This window comes from Hyphomicrobium sp. ghe19 (assembly GCF_902712875.1).
Taxonomy (GTDB): domain Bacteria; phylum Pseudomonadota; class Alphaproteobacteria; order Rhizobiales; family Hyphomicrobiaceae; genus Hyphomicrobium_B.
This window is the reverse complement of sequence record NZ_LR743509.1, coordinates 2,720,286-2,738,564: the sequence shown is the minus strand read 5'-3', so window position 1 is coordinate 2,738,564 and position 18,279 is coordinate 2,720,286. Positions and strand designations below refer to the sequence as shown.

At 60.2% G+C, this 18,279-nt stretch carries 14 protein-coding genes; 3 read left to right on the top strand and 11 right to left on the bottom strand.

Translation table 11 applies throughout. The features are described from left to right. Positions 1–244 precede the first annotated feature (244 nt). A complete protein-coding gene (locus tag AACL53_RS13250; RefSeq protein WP_339084994.1) occupies positions 245–2,419 on the top strand; it encodes a CHASE2 domain-containing protein in 2,175 nt (724 codons plus the stop codon). Between the two features lie 41 nt (positions 2,420–2,460). Here the strand turns inward: AACL53_RS13250 and AACL53_RS13245 are convergent, their stop codons facing one another. After that, positions 2,461–3,447, bottom strand: coding sequence for a FecR domain-containing protein (locus tag AACL53_RS13245; protein WP_339084993.1), 987 nt, complete (start codon positions 3,445–3,447; stop codon positions 2,461–2,463). 399 nt (positions 3,448–3,846) lie between these two features. Here AACL53_RS13245 and AACL53_RS13240 point away from each other — a divergent pair, with 399 nt between their 5' ends. Together AACL53_RS13240 and AACL53_RS13235 are read left to right on the top strand one after the other, a co-directional pair. After that, positions 3,847–4,821, top strand: a complete 975-nt coding sequence (locus AACL53_RS13240; protein WP_339084992.1) for a hypothetical protein — start codon at positions 3,847–3,849, stop codon at positions 4,819–4,821. 62 nt (positions 4,822–4,883) lie between these two features. Continuing rightward, complete coding sequence (locus AACL53_RS13235) at positions 4,884–6,647, top strand: PQQ-dependent sugar dehydrogenase (RefSeq protein ID WP_339084991.1); 1,764 nt, start codon at positions 4,884–4,886, stop codon at positions 6,645–6,647. Positions 6,648–6,691: 44 nt separating this feature from the next. Here the strand turns inward: AACL53_RS13235 and AACL53_RS13230 are convergent, their stop codons facing one another. The 10 genes from AACL53_RS13230 to AACL53_RS13185 form a co-directional block, all read right to left on the bottom strand. Continuing rightward, positions 6,692–7,063: a tRNA-binding protein gene (locus AACL53_RS13230; RefSeq protein ID WP_339084990.1), complete on the bottom strand. Its 372-nt coding sequence runs from the start codon at positions 7,061–7,063 to the stop codon at positions 6,692–6,694. Positions 7,064–7,073: 10 nt separating this feature from the next. After that, on the bottom strand, positions 7,074–7,466 hold the full coding sequence (locus AACL53_RS13225; protein ID WP_339084989.1) for a tautomerase family protein: 393 nt from the start codon (positions 7,464–7,466) through the stop codon (positions 7,074–7,076). Positions 7,467–7,506: 40 nt separating this feature from the next. Then, a complete protein-coding gene (locus tag AACL53_RS13220) occupies positions 7,507–8,496 on the bottom strand; it encodes an MDR family oxidoreductase (protein ID WP_339084988.1) in 990 nt (329 codons plus the stop codon). Between the two features lie 113 nt (positions 8,497–8,609). Further along, complete coding sequence (locus tag AACL53_RS13215) at positions 8,610–10,961, bottom strand: DUF1989 domain-containing protein (RefSeq protein ID WP_339084987.1); 2,352 nt, start codon at positions 10,959–10,961, stop codon at positions 8,610–8,612. A 93-nt stretch (positions 10,962–11,054) separates the two neighbouring features. Next, the gene (locus AACL53_RS13210) at positions 11,055–12,416 is read right to left on the bottom strand and encodes an NAD(P)-binding domain-containing protein (RefSeq protein WP_339084986.1); all 1,362 of its coding nucleotides are present in this window, start codon (positions 12,414–12,416) and stop codon (positions 11,055–11,057) included. Positions 12,417–12,474: 58 nt separating this feature from the next. Continuing rightward, positions 12,475–13,602 (bottom strand): aminomethyltransferase family protein, encoded by a 1,128-nt coding sequence (locus AACL53_RS13205; RefSeq protein WP_339084985.1) that lies wholly within the window; start codon positions 13,600–13,602, stop codon positions 12,475–12,477. A gap of 62 nt (positions 13,603–13,664) precedes the next feature. Further along, positions 13,665–14,705: a DUF3445 domain-containing protein gene (locus AACL53_RS13200; protein ID WP_339084984.1), complete on the bottom strand. Its 1,041-nt coding sequence runs from the start codon at positions 14,703–14,705 to the stop codon at positions 13,665–13,667. 37 nt (positions 14,706–14,742) lie between these two features. Further along, a complete protein-coding gene (locus AACL53_RS13195) occupies positions 14,743–15,705 on the bottom strand; it encodes a PDR/VanB family oxidoreductase (RefSeq protein ID WP_339084983.1) in 963 nt (320 codons plus the stop codon). After that, entirely contained in the window at positions 15,702–16,304 is a 603-nt protein-coding gene (locus AACL53_RS13190) for a dimethylamine monooxygenase subunit DmmA family protein (protein WP_339084982.1), read from the bottom strand. Before AACL53_RS13190 ends, AACL53_RS13195 begins: the two co-directional genes overlap by 4 nt. A gap of 100 nt (positions 16,305–16,404) precedes the next feature. Continuing rightward, on the bottom strand, positions 16,405–18,198 hold the full coding sequence (locus AACL53_RS13185; protein ID WP_339084981.1) for an APC family permease: 1,794 nt from the start codon (positions 18,196–18,198) through the stop codon (positions 16,405–16,407). Between the last annotated feature and the right edge of the window lie 81 nt (positions 18,199–18,279).

Sequence of the window (18,279 nt, the reverse complement as noted above, 5' to 3'; positions counted from 1 at the left end):
AAGCCCAAAAAATGAATGTCCAATTCATCTGACCGGTCTCGATCGGCTCGAAAAAATATTGGCGTCTTCGACTCGGCCGAATTCGCTGTTCGGAAGCGGAGGATCGTCCATCGAGTGCGACCATCACGCCGGGCACTATGCCGCGCTATGTGCGCGTGCGAGAATTGCGCGATTCAACCCGTCCTGGCCGACGCCGAAATTAATCCACCGATGACAGGTTCGCCCAACCAATGGATGCTGGCCGATGAATGCTGGATTGAGCCGCCTGCCACTCGCTCTGTTCATCTCCATTGCACTGCTCGCGGCGTGTCTCGCACTGCGCGTCGCAGACCCCGAGCCGGTGGCGCGACTCAGGCTTTCCGCTTTCGACACGTACCTCCGCGCGGCGCCGCGTCAGGTCGACCCGTCGTTTCCGGTACGCATCGTTGCGATTGACGAGGCCGCGCTCGCGGCGGTCGGCCAATGGCCGTGGCCACGGACAAAACTTGCAGACCTCGTGTCGAAGCTCTTTGCCGCCGGCGCAGCATCGGTCACGTTCGACATGGTCTTCGCCGAACCGGATAGACTTTCGCCTGAAGTCCTTCTGCGATCCTTGATGGACGACCCGGGGCAGGCGGCAGCCATCGCGAGCCTCGGTCGGCTTTCGTCCAACGACGCAAGGCTGGCAGCGGCAATCGACGAAGCGCCCGTGGTCCTGGGTGTGGCTGGAAATTCCAGCGTTACCAGCAAGATAGCGCCATATCCCGGCGCCGTATCCTTTGCCGGTGACGACCCACTGATGTTCGTCCACTCCTTCGCTGGCGGAGTGCAAAATCTCCCGAACCTCACGAAGGCGGCACGCGGCATCGGCGCGGTCAATTGGCTGCCGTCCAGCGACCAGGTCTTGCGCCGGATACCGCTGCTCGTGTCGATCGGCGGCGCGCTTTATCCGTCCCTTGCACTCGAAGCGCTCCGGGTCGGCACGAAGCAATCGACGATCTTCATCAAGTCTTCGGGCGGAAGCGGCGTCGAGGCGCTCGGACAAAAGACGGGCATCGAAAGCATCCGCGTCGGCGAAACGGTTCTTCCTTCCGACGGGCGCGGCGAGCTTTGGCTGAAGTTCGCGCCGAGCGATCCGCGGCGCACCATATCGGCGCTGAGCGTTCTCAACGGCACCGTCAAAACCGATGACCTCAAATCCCGCCACATCATCATAGGCGCGACCGCGACCGGGCTTCTCGATCTCAGGGCCACACCGCTCGAGGCTGCTGTTCCGGGCGTCGAAATACATGCTCAAGCCCTGGAGCAGATGCTGGCCGGCGATCACCTTCTCCGTCCAGCCTATGCCACCGGCGCCGAGATCGCGTTCCTGATCATCGTTGGCGTGCTGGTCGCTTGGCTGATAGAACGGTCGGGCGCTTTGATCGCCGCGATTGTCGGACTGGCGTCGATCGCGTTCATTATCCTGATCTCCTGGCTTGCATATTCGCGCGCCGGATTGTTGTTCGACCCCGTTTATCCATCGCTCTCCGTGGCGCTCCTCTATTTCGGCGTATCGCTCACGAGCTACATAAAATCCGAAATCCAGCGCGCCGAGATCCGCTCGGCATTCGGACATTACGTGGCAGCGCCGTTGATCGAAGAACTGGCAAGAAATCGCGACAAGCTGAAGCTCGGCGGCGAAACACGCGAAATCACGCTGCTCTTTGCCGATGTGCGCGGGTTCTCGAAAATATCGGAAGGTCTGCGGGCGGAAGAATTGATCCGCTTCGTCAATCGCCTCTTCACGCCGCTGACGGATGTCATCCTCGGTCATAGCGGCACCATCGACAAGTTCATGGGCGACGCGGTGATGGCGTTCTGGAATGCGCCGGTTCATGACGCCGATCACGCGAGCAATGCCTGCCGCGCTGCACTTGCAATGCTCGACCGCCTAGCGGCTCTGAACGACGCGACGAAGGCGGAGGCCGCAGCGGCCGGCGTGCCGTTCATGCCGGTGCGCTTAGGGATAGGGTTGAACACGGGAGAATGCGTCGTCGGCAACGTCGGCTCGCCCCAACGCTTCGATTATTCGGTTCTCGGCGACGTTGTGAACGTCGCGGCCCGGTTCGAGGAAGCAACGAAGACGTTCGGAGCGAGGATCGTTGTCGGCGAGCGGACGGCGGCGCAGGCTCCGCAGTTCGCATTTCTGGAACTCGGCTCCGTCACGCCCCGCGGGAAGGATCGCGCCGAAAACGTCTTCGCTCTGCTCGGAGACGAGACCTATGCCGCTTCCGAGGCGTTTCTCAATGTGCGCAGCGCCCACGTCGCGTTTCTTGCCGCGCGTCAGGCAGGCGATCCAGGGCGAACCGAGGATGCGCTCGCCGCCTGCATGCGGGTCGCGCCCGAGGACATGGTCACCTACTATCGCAACAGCGTGAGCGAAAAGATCGCGACCTGATGCGATGATCGACTAGAGACGGAGGCGTCCGTTGCCGGATATCAGCGGCCCCTGCTGCCGTAGTTGCCGCCATCGCTGCCACCGCGATGGCCACCGAACCCACCCATTCCGCCGCCGCCGATGACGATGCCCATGCCGGTCATGCAACCTGGGCAGTCGTCACCGTATCCTCCATCACCTTTCGGCTTCCGCGTCACAACCTTCTGCTTCTTCGGCTCCTTGCGCGGCGTCTCCGCTTTGCGTGTTTTGATCGGCTTCTGAAGCTCGATCGGTGAATGCGGGTTGATGCAATCTTTCGCCGGAGCGTCGGGCAATGACGCTTCGATGATTTGCGCGCGCGTCAGAAGCGGGTTGGGATCGATCGACGGCGTATTGATGACGAAGGGAAACGCCGTATCGAACGCAACCGCGTTTCCGTCGGGCAGCTTGGCCCAATTGAAAGGCCCGGTGACCGTCCCGTCGCTTGCGATGTGCATCATCTGTCCTGGCCGGTCGAGAACGCGGCAGACATTTTTCTTGCCGGTCGCCTCGAGCGCGCCTTCGTGAAGCAGCACCCACACCGACTTGTCAGGCAATATGTAAGAGTCGAATATCGTGCCCCGAACCGTTATCGATGCGTTCGGCGTGTTGATGACATACGTCGGTTTCGCGGCGACGCCTGTCATGAAGCGAAACGCGCCCTTCGCAACGTTGAGAATGATCGAGCCCGTTTTCTTGTCGCTGTCGTAGACGAATTTATCGAGCACGAGCCGCGAGCCGGGCCCAAGCGCAAGCTTCGTGTCGTCGTCGAGCTTGAACTCGCCTTGCGCGTCCGTGTTGACCTCGATGATCTCGTCCTGGCGAATATCGTCGCCGCGCGCGAGCTTGCGCTGCTTTTCTGCGTAATCTGCCATGACGATGTTGGTGATCACGACGGCATCGCCGATGCGCTCGCCCGATGCGGCATCTGCGGGCCGGGGATGGCTGGCGAGAGTGCTCGCCGTAGCGGTCACCACGATGATCGCGAGTTTCTTCCAAGGTCTCGACATGGCAAGGGTCCTCAAAATCGGCGGCTCGAAGGCTATGCGCCTGATGAATAGCACAGTTGCGCTTTGTGGACTCGTCTAACGGATGCTCCGTATCCCGGGTTGTTCCCCGCGTGACAGAGCGGCGAGTAAGCGACGGGCCCCTTTCATTCTCAATCGTTTCGAAATAGCAATTAAACTATAACGGGAGCCGGTGAGAGTTTCCCGGACGCCGTTTTGAAAAGACTTTGAACTATTTACGCGTTGATCAGTTGATGCCTGCGGGACTTCCGGGAAGCATGAACGCCGACTTGCGGAAGTCGAACAATCCCGCCAACCCATATCCAATACCGTCGACGACTAGAGAATTTGCAAAACGTAGGGGCACGGTGCGGCGGGCCGATGCCTCGCGAGGGAGTAATCATGAAGCTGTTCAGTGGCCCGATTATTGGTCTAAGCGTCTTTGCCTGCATCGGCGCCCTCGTAGTCGCCACGCACGCGACTGCCGGTGACTTGAAGCCGATCGAAATCCCAGGCGATCAAGCCTACCCCGAAAGCATGTCCGCGGGGTCCGATGGAACGATCTACCTCAGCAGCCTGGCCTCCGGCGGCGTCGCCCGCGTCAAGCCCGGAGCGTCGAAGGCTGAAATGTGGATCAAGCCCGGAGCTTTCGATACGCGTTCGACGTTCGGTGTTCTCGTCGATGAGCCTTCGAACACCCTATGGGTTTGCTCCAATGATTTCTCTGGGATGGGTATTCCGGGACCGTCGAACGTTCCCGGCGCCCATTTGAAAGGCTTCGACCTCGCGACGGGTGAAGGCAAGCTCAGCGCCGCGTTCCCGGGCAAGGCGACAGTATGCAATGACATGGTCGTCGCCGCCGACGGAACGCTGTACGTGACGAATACCGCAGCTCCGCAGATCTTGCGGCTGAAGCCCGGCGCGAAAGAACTTGAAGTCTGGGTCGAGAACGATCTGCTCGTTCCGAAGAACGGCGCGGGCCTTGACGGCATAGCCTTGGGAAGCGACGGCAATCTCTACGTCAACACCTATGGCGGCGGCGAATTTTTCCGCATCGACGTCAAGGACGGCGTGCCCGGCGCCGTAACGAAGTTGGCGACGTCACGCCCGCTGAAGTTCCCGGATGCGCTGCGCCAGCTCACCGGCAATACGTTCCTCCAGGTGGAAGGCAGCGGCACGCTCGATCGGGTGATCGTGGACGGCGATAAAGTCACGATAGAAACCTTGAAGGATGGCCTCAACGGCCCGACGTCTCTCGCGAAGATCGGCAGCACGGTCTGGGTCGGCGAAGGTCAGCTCAATCATCTTTTTTCGCCCAAAGAGAACGGACCTCCGAAGCTGCCGTTCCAAGCCGTGCCGGTAACAGTCGGTAACTGAAATACCGCTGCCCGGGCTTTCGTCCGGGCGGCTTCGATCATTCAAAGCACAGGAGTTCAGCCATGCAACCTGCCGTAACAAAGCGCGCTGCAATTTTTGCCGCGCCGGTAGCGGTCGCGCTTGCTCTCGGCTTGCAATTCGCCGGCATGACCGAGGCGAATGCCGAAGCTTGCCCGAGCGGCAATGCCGGATTGAGCCTGCCGAAGGGGTTCTGCGCGACCGTTTTCGCCGACAACATAGGCCATGCTCGTCAAATGGCGGTCGGCAAGGACGGCACCGTCTTCGTGAACACGTGGAGCGGCGTCTATTACAAGAATAACGATTTGCCACCGGGCGGCTTCGTCGTTGCATTGAAGGATACGAAGGGCACCGGCACCGCGGACGTCGTCAAGCGCTTCGGCGAAACGCAGGCAGAAGGCGGCAAAGGCGGCACAGGCATCGCCCTCCACAACAATTACGTATACGCGGAGATCAACGATCGCATCGATCGCTACCCGCTGAAGGACGGAGAGATCGCGCCTGAAGGCAAAGCCGAGACCGTTCTCTCCGGCATGCCGATCAACGGCGACCATCCGATGCACCCGTTCATCATCGACGCCGACGGCAATCTCTTCGTCAGCATGGGTTCAGCGACGAACAACTGCGAAATCAAGAACCGCATGCCGCACTCGAAAGGCCACGAGCCGTGCGTCGAGCTGGAGACGCGGGCGGGCGTCTGGAAATACGACGCCAACAAGCTCGGCCAGAAATTCTCGCCCGCCGAGCGCTATGCGACCGGCATCCGCAACGGCGAGGGATTCGACTTCGATTCCGCGGGCCAGCTCTACGTAACGCAGCACGGGCGCGACCAGCTGCATGAGAATTGGCCCGAACTTTACACCGCCCAACAGGGGTTCGATCTGCCGGCTGAGGTCGTCGTCGCGTTGAAGCAGGGAGGCGATTACGGCTGGCCGTATTGTTACCACGACGGCGCGCAGCAAAAGCTCGTGCTGGCTCCGGAATACGGCGGCGATGGCGGCAAGAAGATAGGACAGTGCGCTGAGAAGCTCGGACCTGTCGCCTGGTTCCCGGCCCACTGGGCGCCGAACGACATGAAGATCTACAAAGCGACGGCGTTCCCCGAACCCTATCGCGATGGCATGTTCATCGCATTTCACGGCTCATGGAATCGCGCGCCCGGTCCGCAAGGCGGCTACAATGTGGTCTACCAGCCGTTCGCGGACGGCAAGCCGACCGGAAAGTTCATTGTCTTCGCTGACGGTTTCGCCGGCGCCAAGAAGGATCCGGGCGGCGCCGCGCACCGGCCATCGGGACTTGCCGTCGGCCCGGACGGCGCGCTCTATATTTCGGACGACGTAAACGGCCGCATCTGGCGCGTCACCTATTCCGGCGATCCGAACTCGAAGACCCTCGATGCAGCACCGGAAGTTCAGACACAGGCGGCAAACGCGGATCAGGCTTCGCCGCCGGAGGGTATTCATCCCGAGGCCGGAGCATTGGCGGCGCTCCCCGTACCGCCGGGCTCGACTGCCGATGAAGTCGCGCTCGGAAAGAAAGTCTTCGATGGTGACGTCGGCGGCGCGACATGCGCCGGATGTCATGGCGCGGGCGGCGTTGGCAGCCCGGTCGGTGCCGATCTAACGTCCGGAAAATGGTTATGGAGCGACGGCAGCGTCGCGGGCATCACCAAAACCATTTTGGAAGGCGTGCCCGAACCGAAGGAGCATCCCGGCGCCATGCCGCCGAAGGGCGGCGTCGAAATGTCGGACGATCATGTGAAGGCCGTCGCCGCATACGTCTGGGCGCTCGGACATCAGAAGAAGTAGAAACCAAGAGCGCGCTGCCTTGCGGGCGGCGCGCTCATCTCCAATCAGAACAGGCGTGCTCCGTTCGGCACCTTGATGTCGGGCTTGAACATCACGACCTCGCCGTTCTCATCCGGAAAGCCGAGCGTCAGCACTTCCGACATGAACTTTCCGATCTGACGCGGCGGAAAATTCACGACCGCCGCCACCTGTCGCCCAACGAGCGTAGCGCAATCGTAATGACGCGTGATCTGCGCGCTCGATTGCTTGACGCCAATGCCGCTTCCGAAATCGATTTTGAGCTTAAGCGCCGGCTTCTTTGCTTCTGGATAAGGCTCTGCCGCGACGACCGTGCCGACTCGGATATCGACCGCGAGAAACTGGTCGAACGTAATCGCAGCCGCCGCGGGCGCATTTGGATCTTGGACGAGATGCATGGCGCGGCCTCTACTTGAGCTTGCCCGTTAGAAATTGCGCTTCACCGTTTCCGAACGACCAATCGGCATCGGTGTTGATCACGAAGTTGACCATCACATCGCTCGGCGCAATGCCGCAACGCTTGGAAAGCGATTCCGTCAGCAGCCGGTAAAACGTTTGCTTTTCTTCAGTCGTGCGCGGCCGGCTCGTCACCTGAACGAGCACGACTTTGTCCGTGCGCTCGATGCCGAGCCCCGTATCCTCGATCCGTACGCGGCTCGGCTCGTGCTCATGGACGATTTGATAACGGTCCCGCACAGGCACTTTGAAGGCTTCCAGCATGGCCTCGTGCGCCGCATCGAGCAGCGTTGCAATTTCGCTATCGGTGCGCCCCTTGATAAGATCAAATCGCAAGAACGGCATAGAATATTCCTTTGAGCTTTGGAGTGCCGAAAGACGTTCTTTAGGACTGTTCGCCGATCGAAACAACGAGACGGCCGCGCACCTTTCCGTCGAGCAGATCGCGCGCGGCATCGATGGCCTGTTCCAGCGGAATGACGCGCGTCATGCCGTCGAGCTTGCCGAAGTCGATCTCGCGGGCGAGACGCTCCCAAGCTGTAACGCGATCCGCGATGGATCGGTTAACCGAATTGATCCCGACGAGCGTTACCCCGCGAAGAATGAACGGCGCGACCGTCGTCCGGAAATCCAGACCCTGCGCAAGACCGCACGCCGTGACGACGCCGTCGTCCTTCATGCTCGCGCAGACGTTCGCAAGTGTGTGGCTTCCCACGCTATCGACGGCGCCCGCCCAGCGAGCGGTTTGCAGCGGGCGGCCGGGTTCGGCAAGCGCTTTGCGATCGATGATCGTCTTCGCGCCCAAGCCTTTCAAGTACTCGGCTTCTTCCATACGGCCGGTCGAAGCGGCGACGTCATAACCGAGCCGCGATAGAATGAGAACGGCAACGCCGCCGACGCCGCCGCCCGCACCCGTTACGATGATCTCGCCCTTGTCCGGCGTGACGCCTTGGCGTTCGAGCGCCATCACGCACAGCATCGCCGTGTATCCCGCTGTGCCGAGCGCCATCGCGCGCTGAGCGGTCAAGCCTTCGGGAAGTGGAATGAGCCAATCGCCTTTGAGGCGTGCATATCCCGAGAGCCCGCCCCAGTGACTTTCGCCGACGCCGAACCCGTTGAGCAGAACGGTGTCGCCCGCTTTGAAGCGGGCGTTGCTGCTCTCCTCGACGATGCCCGCGAAGTCGACGCCTGGCACCATCGGAAAGGAACGGACGATCGGCCCCTTGCCGGTAATCGCAAGGCCGTCTTTGTAATTGAGCGTCGAATGACTGATGCGCACAGTCACGTCGCCCTCGGGCAGCGCGGTCTTGTCGAGTTCAGCAAGACGAGGCGTTGCGCGCTCGCCGTCTTTTTCTATCAGGATTGCTTTGAACATCTTCTGCCTCCGACGGGTTCGGCGCGTTTACTCTTCGCCGTCATCGGAGGCAAGACGCGAAACGGCCGCCATCGCTGGCGGCCGTCACATTCGCATGGGAGATATGCGAAGCCTTACATTTTAACGCGCTTCTTCTCCGGATCGTAGAACGGAAACGGCACGACCGTTGCTTTGAAGCGCTTCTGCAGTCCGTCGAGACGTCCGATCTCGAGCGCGGTCCCCGTCGCCGAATGCGTGACGTCCACACGCGCGAACGCCAGCGTCTTCTTGAGAAGCGGCGAGCGCATCGCACTTGTCACCGCGCCGACTTGTGCACGGCCGACGAACACCGGGTCGCCGTGCGCTGGTTTTTCGTTGCCCTGAATTTCGAGACCGACGAGCTTCCGAAGCGGATTGGCGCGCCGCTTCTCGATCGCGGCCTTGCCGATGTAGTCCTCTTCTTTTTTCTGCGGCACCGTAAAGCCGATGCCGGCTTCGAGCGGATCTGTCGTTGAATCGAAATCGTGGCCGCCAAAGACGAGACCGGCTTCGATACGAACCATGTCGAGCGCATCGAACCCGAATGGCTGAATTTTGAATGGTGCGCCGGCTTCCATGATCTTATCCCAAACCGCAGGCGCGTCCTTGGGATGGCAAAACACTTCGTATCCGAGCTCGCCCGTATACCCCGTTCGCGAGACGAGAACCGGAATGCCGGCGACCCCGCCGATGCGTCCGACTGTGAAGCGGAAAAGGCCGAGTTCCTGCATCGTCGGCCGGCCAGGCGGCGTCTCGATGATCTTCTGCAGAATTTCCCGCGACTTCGGACCCTGAACGGCAACGTTGTTGAGTTCGGACGTCGCGGTCTTGAGGGTCACTTTGTAGTTGGTTTTGGCGAGCTGCTCTTTAAGCCAGATGAGACTCGCATCATCGCCGCCGATCCAGCGGAAATTGTTTTCGGCTAAGCGGAACAGCGTTCCATCGTCCACCATTCCGCCGTGCTCGTAACACATCGGCGTATAGTAGATCTGTCCGACCGACAGCTTGCGAACGTCGCGCGTAATGATGCCTTGCAGGAACTGCTCGGCATCCGGCCCCAGAACTTCCATCTTCCGCAAAGGCGAGAGGTCCATGATGACCGCGCCTTCGCGGCACGCCCAGTACTCGTCTATGGCGCCTGCGTTCGAATAGCAGTGAGGTACCCAGAAATTCCGGTATTCGCCGAAGTTGCGGGTGAGGGCCGACGTGCGCGGGTGAAATCCCGATTCTCTTGTCAGCTGAAGCGGAGCATCCGGTGCCATTCTGTATCCGATCGAGCGCTTGAAGGATGTGTCTTTCGGGTAGACCCGAACGTGTATCTCGGTCAGGTTCCACCCGTTGGAGGCGTCAATGTCGGACGGACATGATGACGTGCCGCAGACGAGATCCGTCAGCGCGCGCATCATCACGTAGTCGCCGGGGCGCGACCACGGTTCGTCAGACCAGATGTTGTTGTGGCAGTCGACGTTGGTGTTGAAGAAGAAGTTGATGGCCGGCCAGCCCTTGTAGCTGCCGATGGGATAATCCTTGAGCGCATCGTTGAAATTGTCGGTGCAGTTCGGATGGCCGAAGTAGCCCATGTCCTCGTAATAGCGCGTCGTGCATGCAAGGTTGAACGTATCGTGGCGCCCAACAGTATCCTGCACGATTTCGACGAGCGGATTGCGATCCCTGTCGAAAAACTTCGAAAAGAGACCCGGCTTCGGATAAGCGGCGCCGATCATTGACCGTGTCGTCGTGGAATCGAGCCCCAAGACTTCACCGCGATCGAGGGCGCGGCGATTGAAAGCCAGAAAGTCCGAGCACTGCCGCCCCGCCACATCGATGATCTGGATGTACTCGCCTTCGCGAACTTCGAAGCTCTCGGCGCTCGCGATGTTGATGCGGATGTCGAGACGCGGTTCGGCGATCGGCTCCGGCAGCTTCGCTTCATTCAGAAGTCGCGGATTGGCTCGCTGAATGAAGACGAGAATGTCGGTTGCGGGCGTCTGCTCCCATACGATCATCGGCTCTGCAGGCGCACCGAAGACGGCGAGAACGGACCGCTCGACCTCCAGAGAAACGACATCGCCCGGAACGCAATCCGGCCCGAGCAAGCTCGCAGCTTTCACGCGACCGATATCAAGCCCCCGCCGAAACAATCCGAAACGAACGCGTTGCGCGTCTTCGCTGTCGGCGTCGAGAGCCCGCTGAATGCCCGTAGGCTTACCGCGGCCCTTCAGACCGAGCGCCTCGAGATCGCTTTTGCCTCCCGGCGCGAACGCCGCAATTTCTACGCCCTGTCCGCCTTCGAGCGGACTGAGTTCGATGCGGTCGCCCTTGTCTAGTTCGAAGACAGCCGTGCCGCCGCCTTTGAGCACGTAGCGCTCGACGCCAGGCGCCAGCGACGATTGTCCTGGAACGAAAAGTTTCGGTCGCGCGGGGGACGTCAGGACCGCTTCGCTCATCTTGTCCTCATTTCGCTAAAGAGCATGACGTCGGATGTGGACTGGCCGCGTGTGCGGCCAATCCACCATTTGCTTCTTACGTAGCGAGAGCCGCTACTCCGCAGCCACTTTGCTCGGCTGATTGAGAAACGCTTCCATCGAGTCGTCGGCAGCTTTCATCCAAGCAGTGTGATGGATAGGTGCCTGAGTGCCGGTCAGCACTGATTTGTGCGAACGGTCGCGATAGGTCAGGATGTCGTCCATCTTGTGGTGCTCCCAGTCCTTGAACATCTTCGCGACTGTGTCGACGTCGAGGCGCGGGTAGTCGGTCGGAGCGAGAAGATCGCGCATATATTCTGTCTGGAAGTCGATCGCAGCGGTCGCGTCCGGGATGGCTTCTTCCATCTCGGTCCACTTCTGGATGTCGTCGAACATATCCGACTTCGACGGCAGCTTGATGCGTCCGAGCACGACGTCACGCGCGTACCAAGCCTGCGCGTCGAACATGTTGAACGTATAGAACTGATCCTGCATGCCGATGTACATCAGCTTCGGATTGTCGATCCAGAAAATGCCCTTGTAGAGGTTCGGCGGATAAAGCCGGTTGCGTGACTTGAGGCGCAGCGAGTCTTCCATGAACGGATGGTGATGCAGATATCCCGTGCACAGAATGATCGCATCGACGTCTTTCTTCGAGCCATCCTTGAAATAGGCCGTCTTGCCTTCGACGCGCTCGAGCAAGGGGACTTCGTCCATGCGGGCGGGCCATTTGAAGCCCATCGGCCTCGAGCGCCACGAGAACGTGACGGACTTGGCGCCATACTTGTAGCACTGAATGCCGATGTCTTCCGACGAGTAGCTCGCGCCGACGCAAAGCACGTCTTTGCCCGCGAATTCGTCAGCCGAGCGGAAGTCGTGCGAATGCAACGTGCGCCCAAGGAAGTGGGTCAAACCGGGGAATTCCGGAATGTTCGGCGTCGAGAAATGGCCGCTGCCGCAGAAGACGTAGTCGAATTCCGATGACGTAAGCGTATCGGCGACGAGATCCTTCACCGTGACGGTGAATTTTTGCGTCTCTTCGTTGAAGGTGACGTTGCGAACCGCGGTGCTGAGCTTGATGTAGTGCAAGATGCCGCTGCGTTCGATGCGGCCCTTGATGTAGTCGTGCAGCACGGCCCGCGGCGGAAACGATGGTATCGGACGTCCGAAGTGTTCTTCGAATGAGTAGTCGGCGAACTCCAGGCATTCCTTCGGTCCGTTCGACCAAAGATAGCGATACATGCTTGCGTGAACCGGCTCGCCGAACTCATCCGTTCCGGTGCGCCACGTGTAGTTCCAGATGCCCCCGCAATCCTTCTGCCGCTCGTAGCAGACCATCTCGGGGATATCCGCGCCCTTGCGCCGGGCACTCTCGAACGCGCGCAAAACCGCCATGCCGCTCGGGCCGGCGCCGATAATAGCTATTCGTTCTGCCATTTGGTGTCCTTCCGAAAAATCAATTCGCTAGGATTTTCTGACTTCGTAGGTGCGTGGATCAGGCTTTGTCGCGGGGATGCGTGCGAAGGCGGAGCGGATCGTAGAACGGCATCCGCACCACGGACGCCGGCCAGTCGCCGCCGTCATGAACGACGAGTTCGGTGCCGAGCTTGGTGTAAGCGGGTTCGATCTGCGCCAAGGCAATCGATTTCATGAGATGCTTGCTGTAGGTCGTGCTGGTGATGACGCCGACTTGCTTGCCGTTCGCCGTGATCTTGGCGCCGGGCGTGATGGCTTTCGTGTGATCGATTTCGAGGCCTGCAACGAACGTGCGTTCCTTGCCCTTCTTTTCGACGAGCGCCTTCTTGCCGATGAAATCCGGCTTCGAAAGATCGACGGTCCAATCGGCCTTCACTTCCCAAGGCGTGGTATCTTCGTTCGTCATCTCGCACGGGAAGAACAGCAACCCGCCTTCGACGCGCACGATGTCGAGGCACGCCCACGAAACCGGGATGACGCCCTTATCCTTCCCCGCAGCGAGGATGAAGTCCCACATCTTGTGCGCATCCTTGGCCGCGCAGAACACCTCATATCCGAGCTCGGCCGAATAGCCGCCGCGGGCGAGACGCACCGGCGTTCCGAACAGCGTCGACGTTCCGTGCTTGAAGTAGCCGAGCCCGGCGAGGTCCATCGGCGTATGCGGCGCGAGGATTTCGAGCGACAGCGGCCCCTGCAAAGCGAGAACGTGAACATCGTCATCCCGCTCGACCTTCACGTCGAACTTCGGCGCGAGTGCTCGGATGGCCTCTTCGAGCTTTCCAGCTCCGTGCGAAAGCCGGTATTCTGTCGGGCTGTCGACGTAGATGAGAACGTCGTCGATCAGCCCGCCGTTTTCATTGACGATATTGGAAATATGTGAGTCGCCCGGCTTGGCTTTGGAGATGTCGGACGTCAGCACGTAATTGAGAAGCTTGGTAGCGTCAGGACCCGACACGTTCAGAAGCTGTAGCGAGGAGACGTCAAAGAGCCCCGCCCGGCAACGAACGGCTTCGACTTCCACATAGGGATCCGTCGCGTACGTCTGCGGAAGCGGCATGTTGTTCCACGAAACGGATTCCAGATCGCCGCCGTTCGCCCGATGGCGATCGTTGAGAATGGACTGACGTGGCAAATCGGCTAGGGACATGAGCACTACCTCTTGCTTGTTTTTCGTTGGTTCTGAATGGAATCTGTCTTGGAAAGGATCGCCTAGTCGGGACCTCCACCAGGTGAGGTCGGAGCGCCATCGTCGTATGGCGCAAGGTACGCAAGTGCCATGTCGCGGTATCGACTGAGGCTCTTGTACTCGACGAGTTCAGGCGGCAGCGAACTGAGAACGCGCGGCAGCCGGCGGCCCCATTTCGGCACCGTGACGATCTGCTCGAAGCTCATCAGATAGCCGCGGATCGAGAACAGGATTGCGTTCGATCGGGGCAGCCTGAATAGACCCTGCATCTCGACGCGCAGATGCACTTTCTGGCCAACATTCTCCGGCGTCACCGTCATGCGATCGCTGGCCCACTTGTGATAATTCTCAGGGCTCGTATCGAGACGCGGATTGATCGTCATCGTCCAGTTCAAGCGACGAACCGGCTTGCCGACCTGCAGATTGAGAAGAAATTTCAACGCGCGCTCGAACACGCCGGCCTCGTGCGCGAGCGGCACCGGTCCGTGCCATTCGAAGAAGTTCATGCCGACGTCGAAATCGAGCGACCAGTCGGCTTGCGACGTGATGATGCCCGCATCCATCCAAAGCTGGTTATCGCGCTGGTCCTGGATCGAGAAATCGCCTTGCACCTGACGGCCGATGAATTCCATCGGCTGGTAGGGCAGCGTGCTCGCATCAAGGAACGTGAACTTCTGGTCGATGCCGAGCGGCCGGTTGATCCAATGCCACGCCGAGCCGTCTCGATGGAGCGTGAAGTGCTCGGGATAATCGCGCGCAAGCGATGTCATGAGCAGCTCGAGCATATCCCACTGCGCCGTCATCATGTGCGGCAGCGCTTGGCATCGCAAAGGATCGGCGGCGAGGACTAGAGCGCGATCGCGCATTTCCGAAACGTAGTGCTCGTCGACGTCGAAGTGGAATTCGAAGGGAGACCCCTTCGGACCCGGCGTATGCGGCTCGATGTTGACCGAATACCGGTACTGATCCTCTACGAAAGGAAACGGAAAGCGCCGAATGTTGGACGGGCTGTTCGTGTATGTGAAGTCGTCTCGAAAAGTCTCATTTCTGAATGTCAGTCCCATGCCATGATCTCCCGGATAGGAATCTTTGAATTGTTCTTTAGAGATCGAGGGTGATCGATCCTGTTTGAATGCGAGACATGCAGATCATGATCTTCTTGCCGCTCACGCGCTCGGGCTCGGTGAGAAAATGATCGTTGTGCTCGATGAAGCCCTCGCACGCGACGACCTGCGTTTCGCATTGACCGCAAGCGCCGCCGCGACAGAGGAACGGCGCGTCGACCCCATTTTCTTCGAGTGCTTCGAGAATGCTTTGATGGCCGCGAACAATGATCTCGCGGCCAGACCGCGCCAACTTAACGAGGAACTGCTTACCCGGAGGCGGAGCGCTGAACTGTTCGGAGTGCACGTTCTCGTCGGGCCAGCCGAGCAGATTCGCTGTCTGCAACGACCAGTCGATCATTGGCTTGGGCCCGCAGACGTACATATGCGTGCCGAGCCGCTGATCGCTCAGAATGCGCTCGAGTGGGATCAGGTGACCCTGGTCCTGGCGATAGATATTCACGCGCGATCCGTAGCGCGATTGCAGGTATTTGCAGTAGGCAGCGTCTTCGAGCGAGCGAACGCCGTAGTGCAGCTCGAAGTCTGAATGCAGTCCGTCGAGCTCGTCCATCATCGACATGAAAGGCGTTATGCCGATGCCGCCCGCGACCAGCACATGCTTCTTCGCGAGCTTGGCCGGCGGAAAGAGATTGAGCGGCTGACCGATCTCGAGTTCCGTGCCGACCGAGACGTTCTCATGCATGAACTTCGAGCCGCCGCGGGAATCCTCGACGTTCAGAACGCTGATTTGATAGCTCGACGTATCCGACGGCGCGCCCATGAGCGAATAGGGATTGCGCATCAAACGGTCGCCTGCGTGCATGACGACCGAAATGTGAGATCCGCCGGAAAACTCCGACAGCGGAGCATTGTCGGCATCGACCAGGCGGAAGCGCTTGATGCGGTTCGCCACACGTTCTACCTCGGCGACCCGAACGCGCCGTAGAAGAGATCCACTCATTGGTACAGGGCCTCCGTCGGCGGAATTTCGCCCGGCACTTCCGCGTCGACACACACGCCTTGGAACGCGGCGAGCCTCCGGGAATAATGGTCGCGCACAAATAGTGTTATGCCGCAATGAGTGCATTTCACCGGGTTCGTCGTGACGTTCTCGATGTAACCCTTGCAATGCACGCACTGGACACGGCGCTTCAGCGAGCCGCGATGCTCGGTCCGGATCGACAAGTGATCGATTGAGAAATCGAGGCCCGCCTGCACGACGAAACCAATGAGAGGTTCGGAACCGGCCGCGTAAAGGCGCAAGCTCATCGGCGCCGTTTCAAGAAGTTGCCGCAGACGCGCGATTCCATCGGCAAGAGTCGGCTGAATTTCGACTGTAGCCGGCGCCAGATCGCGGCTGAGGGTTTGGGCCTCGGTAGCAGACAGGCTGTCTGCCAGAATGATGGTCGCCCGCTCCGCGAAGGCGCAGTCGGCGCGCGAAAGCAACTCGGCGACCGCTGCCGCACCTGCTTTATCGCAGACGATGATATTGCGTCGCGCATTGAGATCCGGGGTGAGACCCGGATAGATAGGCCGGCTTTTGATAGTGCTTACCGTCATCAATTGCTCCCTGAATCCGTCAAGCCTCATGCCCGGACCTGCGGAAAGTAATCAGAGCAGATCGGAGCGGCGGAGGAAACCGCCCCGACCTGCAATTTCTCTAGGCAGGCAGCTGGAAGAACCAGTTCGACACCAGCACGACGAGCAAGCCCGCGGCGAGAACGATATAGGGAAGAACCCCGGCCTTCCGCGTTTTCAAGTCGCCCTGCGTCAGTCCGAGATCCTCCAGCATGTGGGCAGGAAACACGCCTTTATCCTGCACATAATGGCGGAAACAGAACACCGGAATGATCAGCGCCGCGGTGAACAGCCCGGCCCACAATGCGATGGGGTTCCAGACCTTTGCTCCCGCGCCCATGAAGACGGCATTGACGAAAGCGAACACCGTGCCGAGGGCCAGCACGAAGCCCGGTGCCCGCCACGGCCGATGGACGCCAGCGTTATCGATGCGGTGGATCCAACCCGAATTGAGGTTCAGGAAGTTGAAGATGATGTAACCGCAGTTCGAAACGGCGAGGATGAAGAAGAAGCTCGTGGCGTCCGCGCAGGCGATCGCCAGGACCGCAAGGTTGATCACGAGATCGGTCCACATCGCACGCGTTGGTGCACCATGTTCATTAACGTGGCTGAGGTAGCGCGGCAGCCAGCCATCGCGCGAGCCCTGATAGAGTGTGCGCGATGATCCGGCCATAGCGGTCATCAGACACAACATGAGCGCCAGGATCATCAGCATGACGAGCAGGCTTGTGAGCATTCCGCCGTGGCCGACCATGTTGGCCATGGCCGCGGCGACGCCGGAACCATCGACGATCGATGGCTCAAGCATACCCTCGAGACCCAAAACCCCTTGGAAGGTGAAGGGCACGAGGGTGAAGAGCACGAGGCAAAGCAGGCCCGAATAGAAGATCGCCTTGAATGTATCGCGGCCCGGATCGCGGAATTCGCTCGTGTAGCAAATCGCCGTTTCAAAACCATACGTGGACCACGCGGCGATGAACATGGCGCCGAGAACAAGCGTCCAGCCGGCGATATCCCAATGTCCCATTTCCGGAGCATAGGCGGCTTTGAGCGGTTCGAGCGGCGTGAAGTTCGACCAGTTGATCTGGCCCGTGAGGATTGGCACGACGCCGACGATGAGCATCGGTATGATCACCGCGAGGCCGATATATTTCTGAACGCTGGCGGTGCCGAGAATGCCTCGATGCTGAATGGCGAACGTGATCAGCATGAGCACCGCGCCGATGAAGAACGCGGCGTTGAAGGAGAATGACACGGGCCCGAGGGTTCCGTGGAAGAGGGACCAGTTGCGGATCTCCGGCGTCAGCGCAGCAATGGCATCCGTTGAAAGGAGAGCCGCGACCGCGTCCGCTGCCGTCTTTCCTTGGTTGGCCCCGAGCCACTCGGCGATGCGAGGAGAGTCGAGTGGGATCGACGCGGCATGAGCGCTGACCCAGGCGGCGACCTGCGGCGCGTCAGCCGGTGGGACGGCTGCCAGCGAATTCAGGATGTAGGCGGCAGCGATCGAGCACCCGAGCGAGAGCACGGGCGACCACGCGAACCAGTTGCACCAGACGGACAACGGCGCAATCAGCTTGGAATACCTCACCCATGCCGCCGCGCCATAGACCGAGGCGCCGCCCGACTTGTTTGGGAACAGGCCGGCTATTTCTGCGTATGTGAAGGACTGTATGAGTCCCATGAGCATCGAGACGAACCAGACGAGAAAGGCAACCTTTCCCGCTACACCCGCGATGCCGCCGATGGAAAACAAGACAAGAGCCGGGACGCCGCTGGCGACCCAAAACGCTCCCCTCCAGTCGATGGCTCGGACGAGGTTCCCGGACGACGCGTTAAACGCGCTGCCCGTAGTATGCACTCCAGTATCTATGGCCATGATCGCTCCAGCTGAGCCTGCTCATTGATAAATATTCGTGCAGTGATCGATCCCCGGGCTAGGCGCACAAGCGGCGCCGCC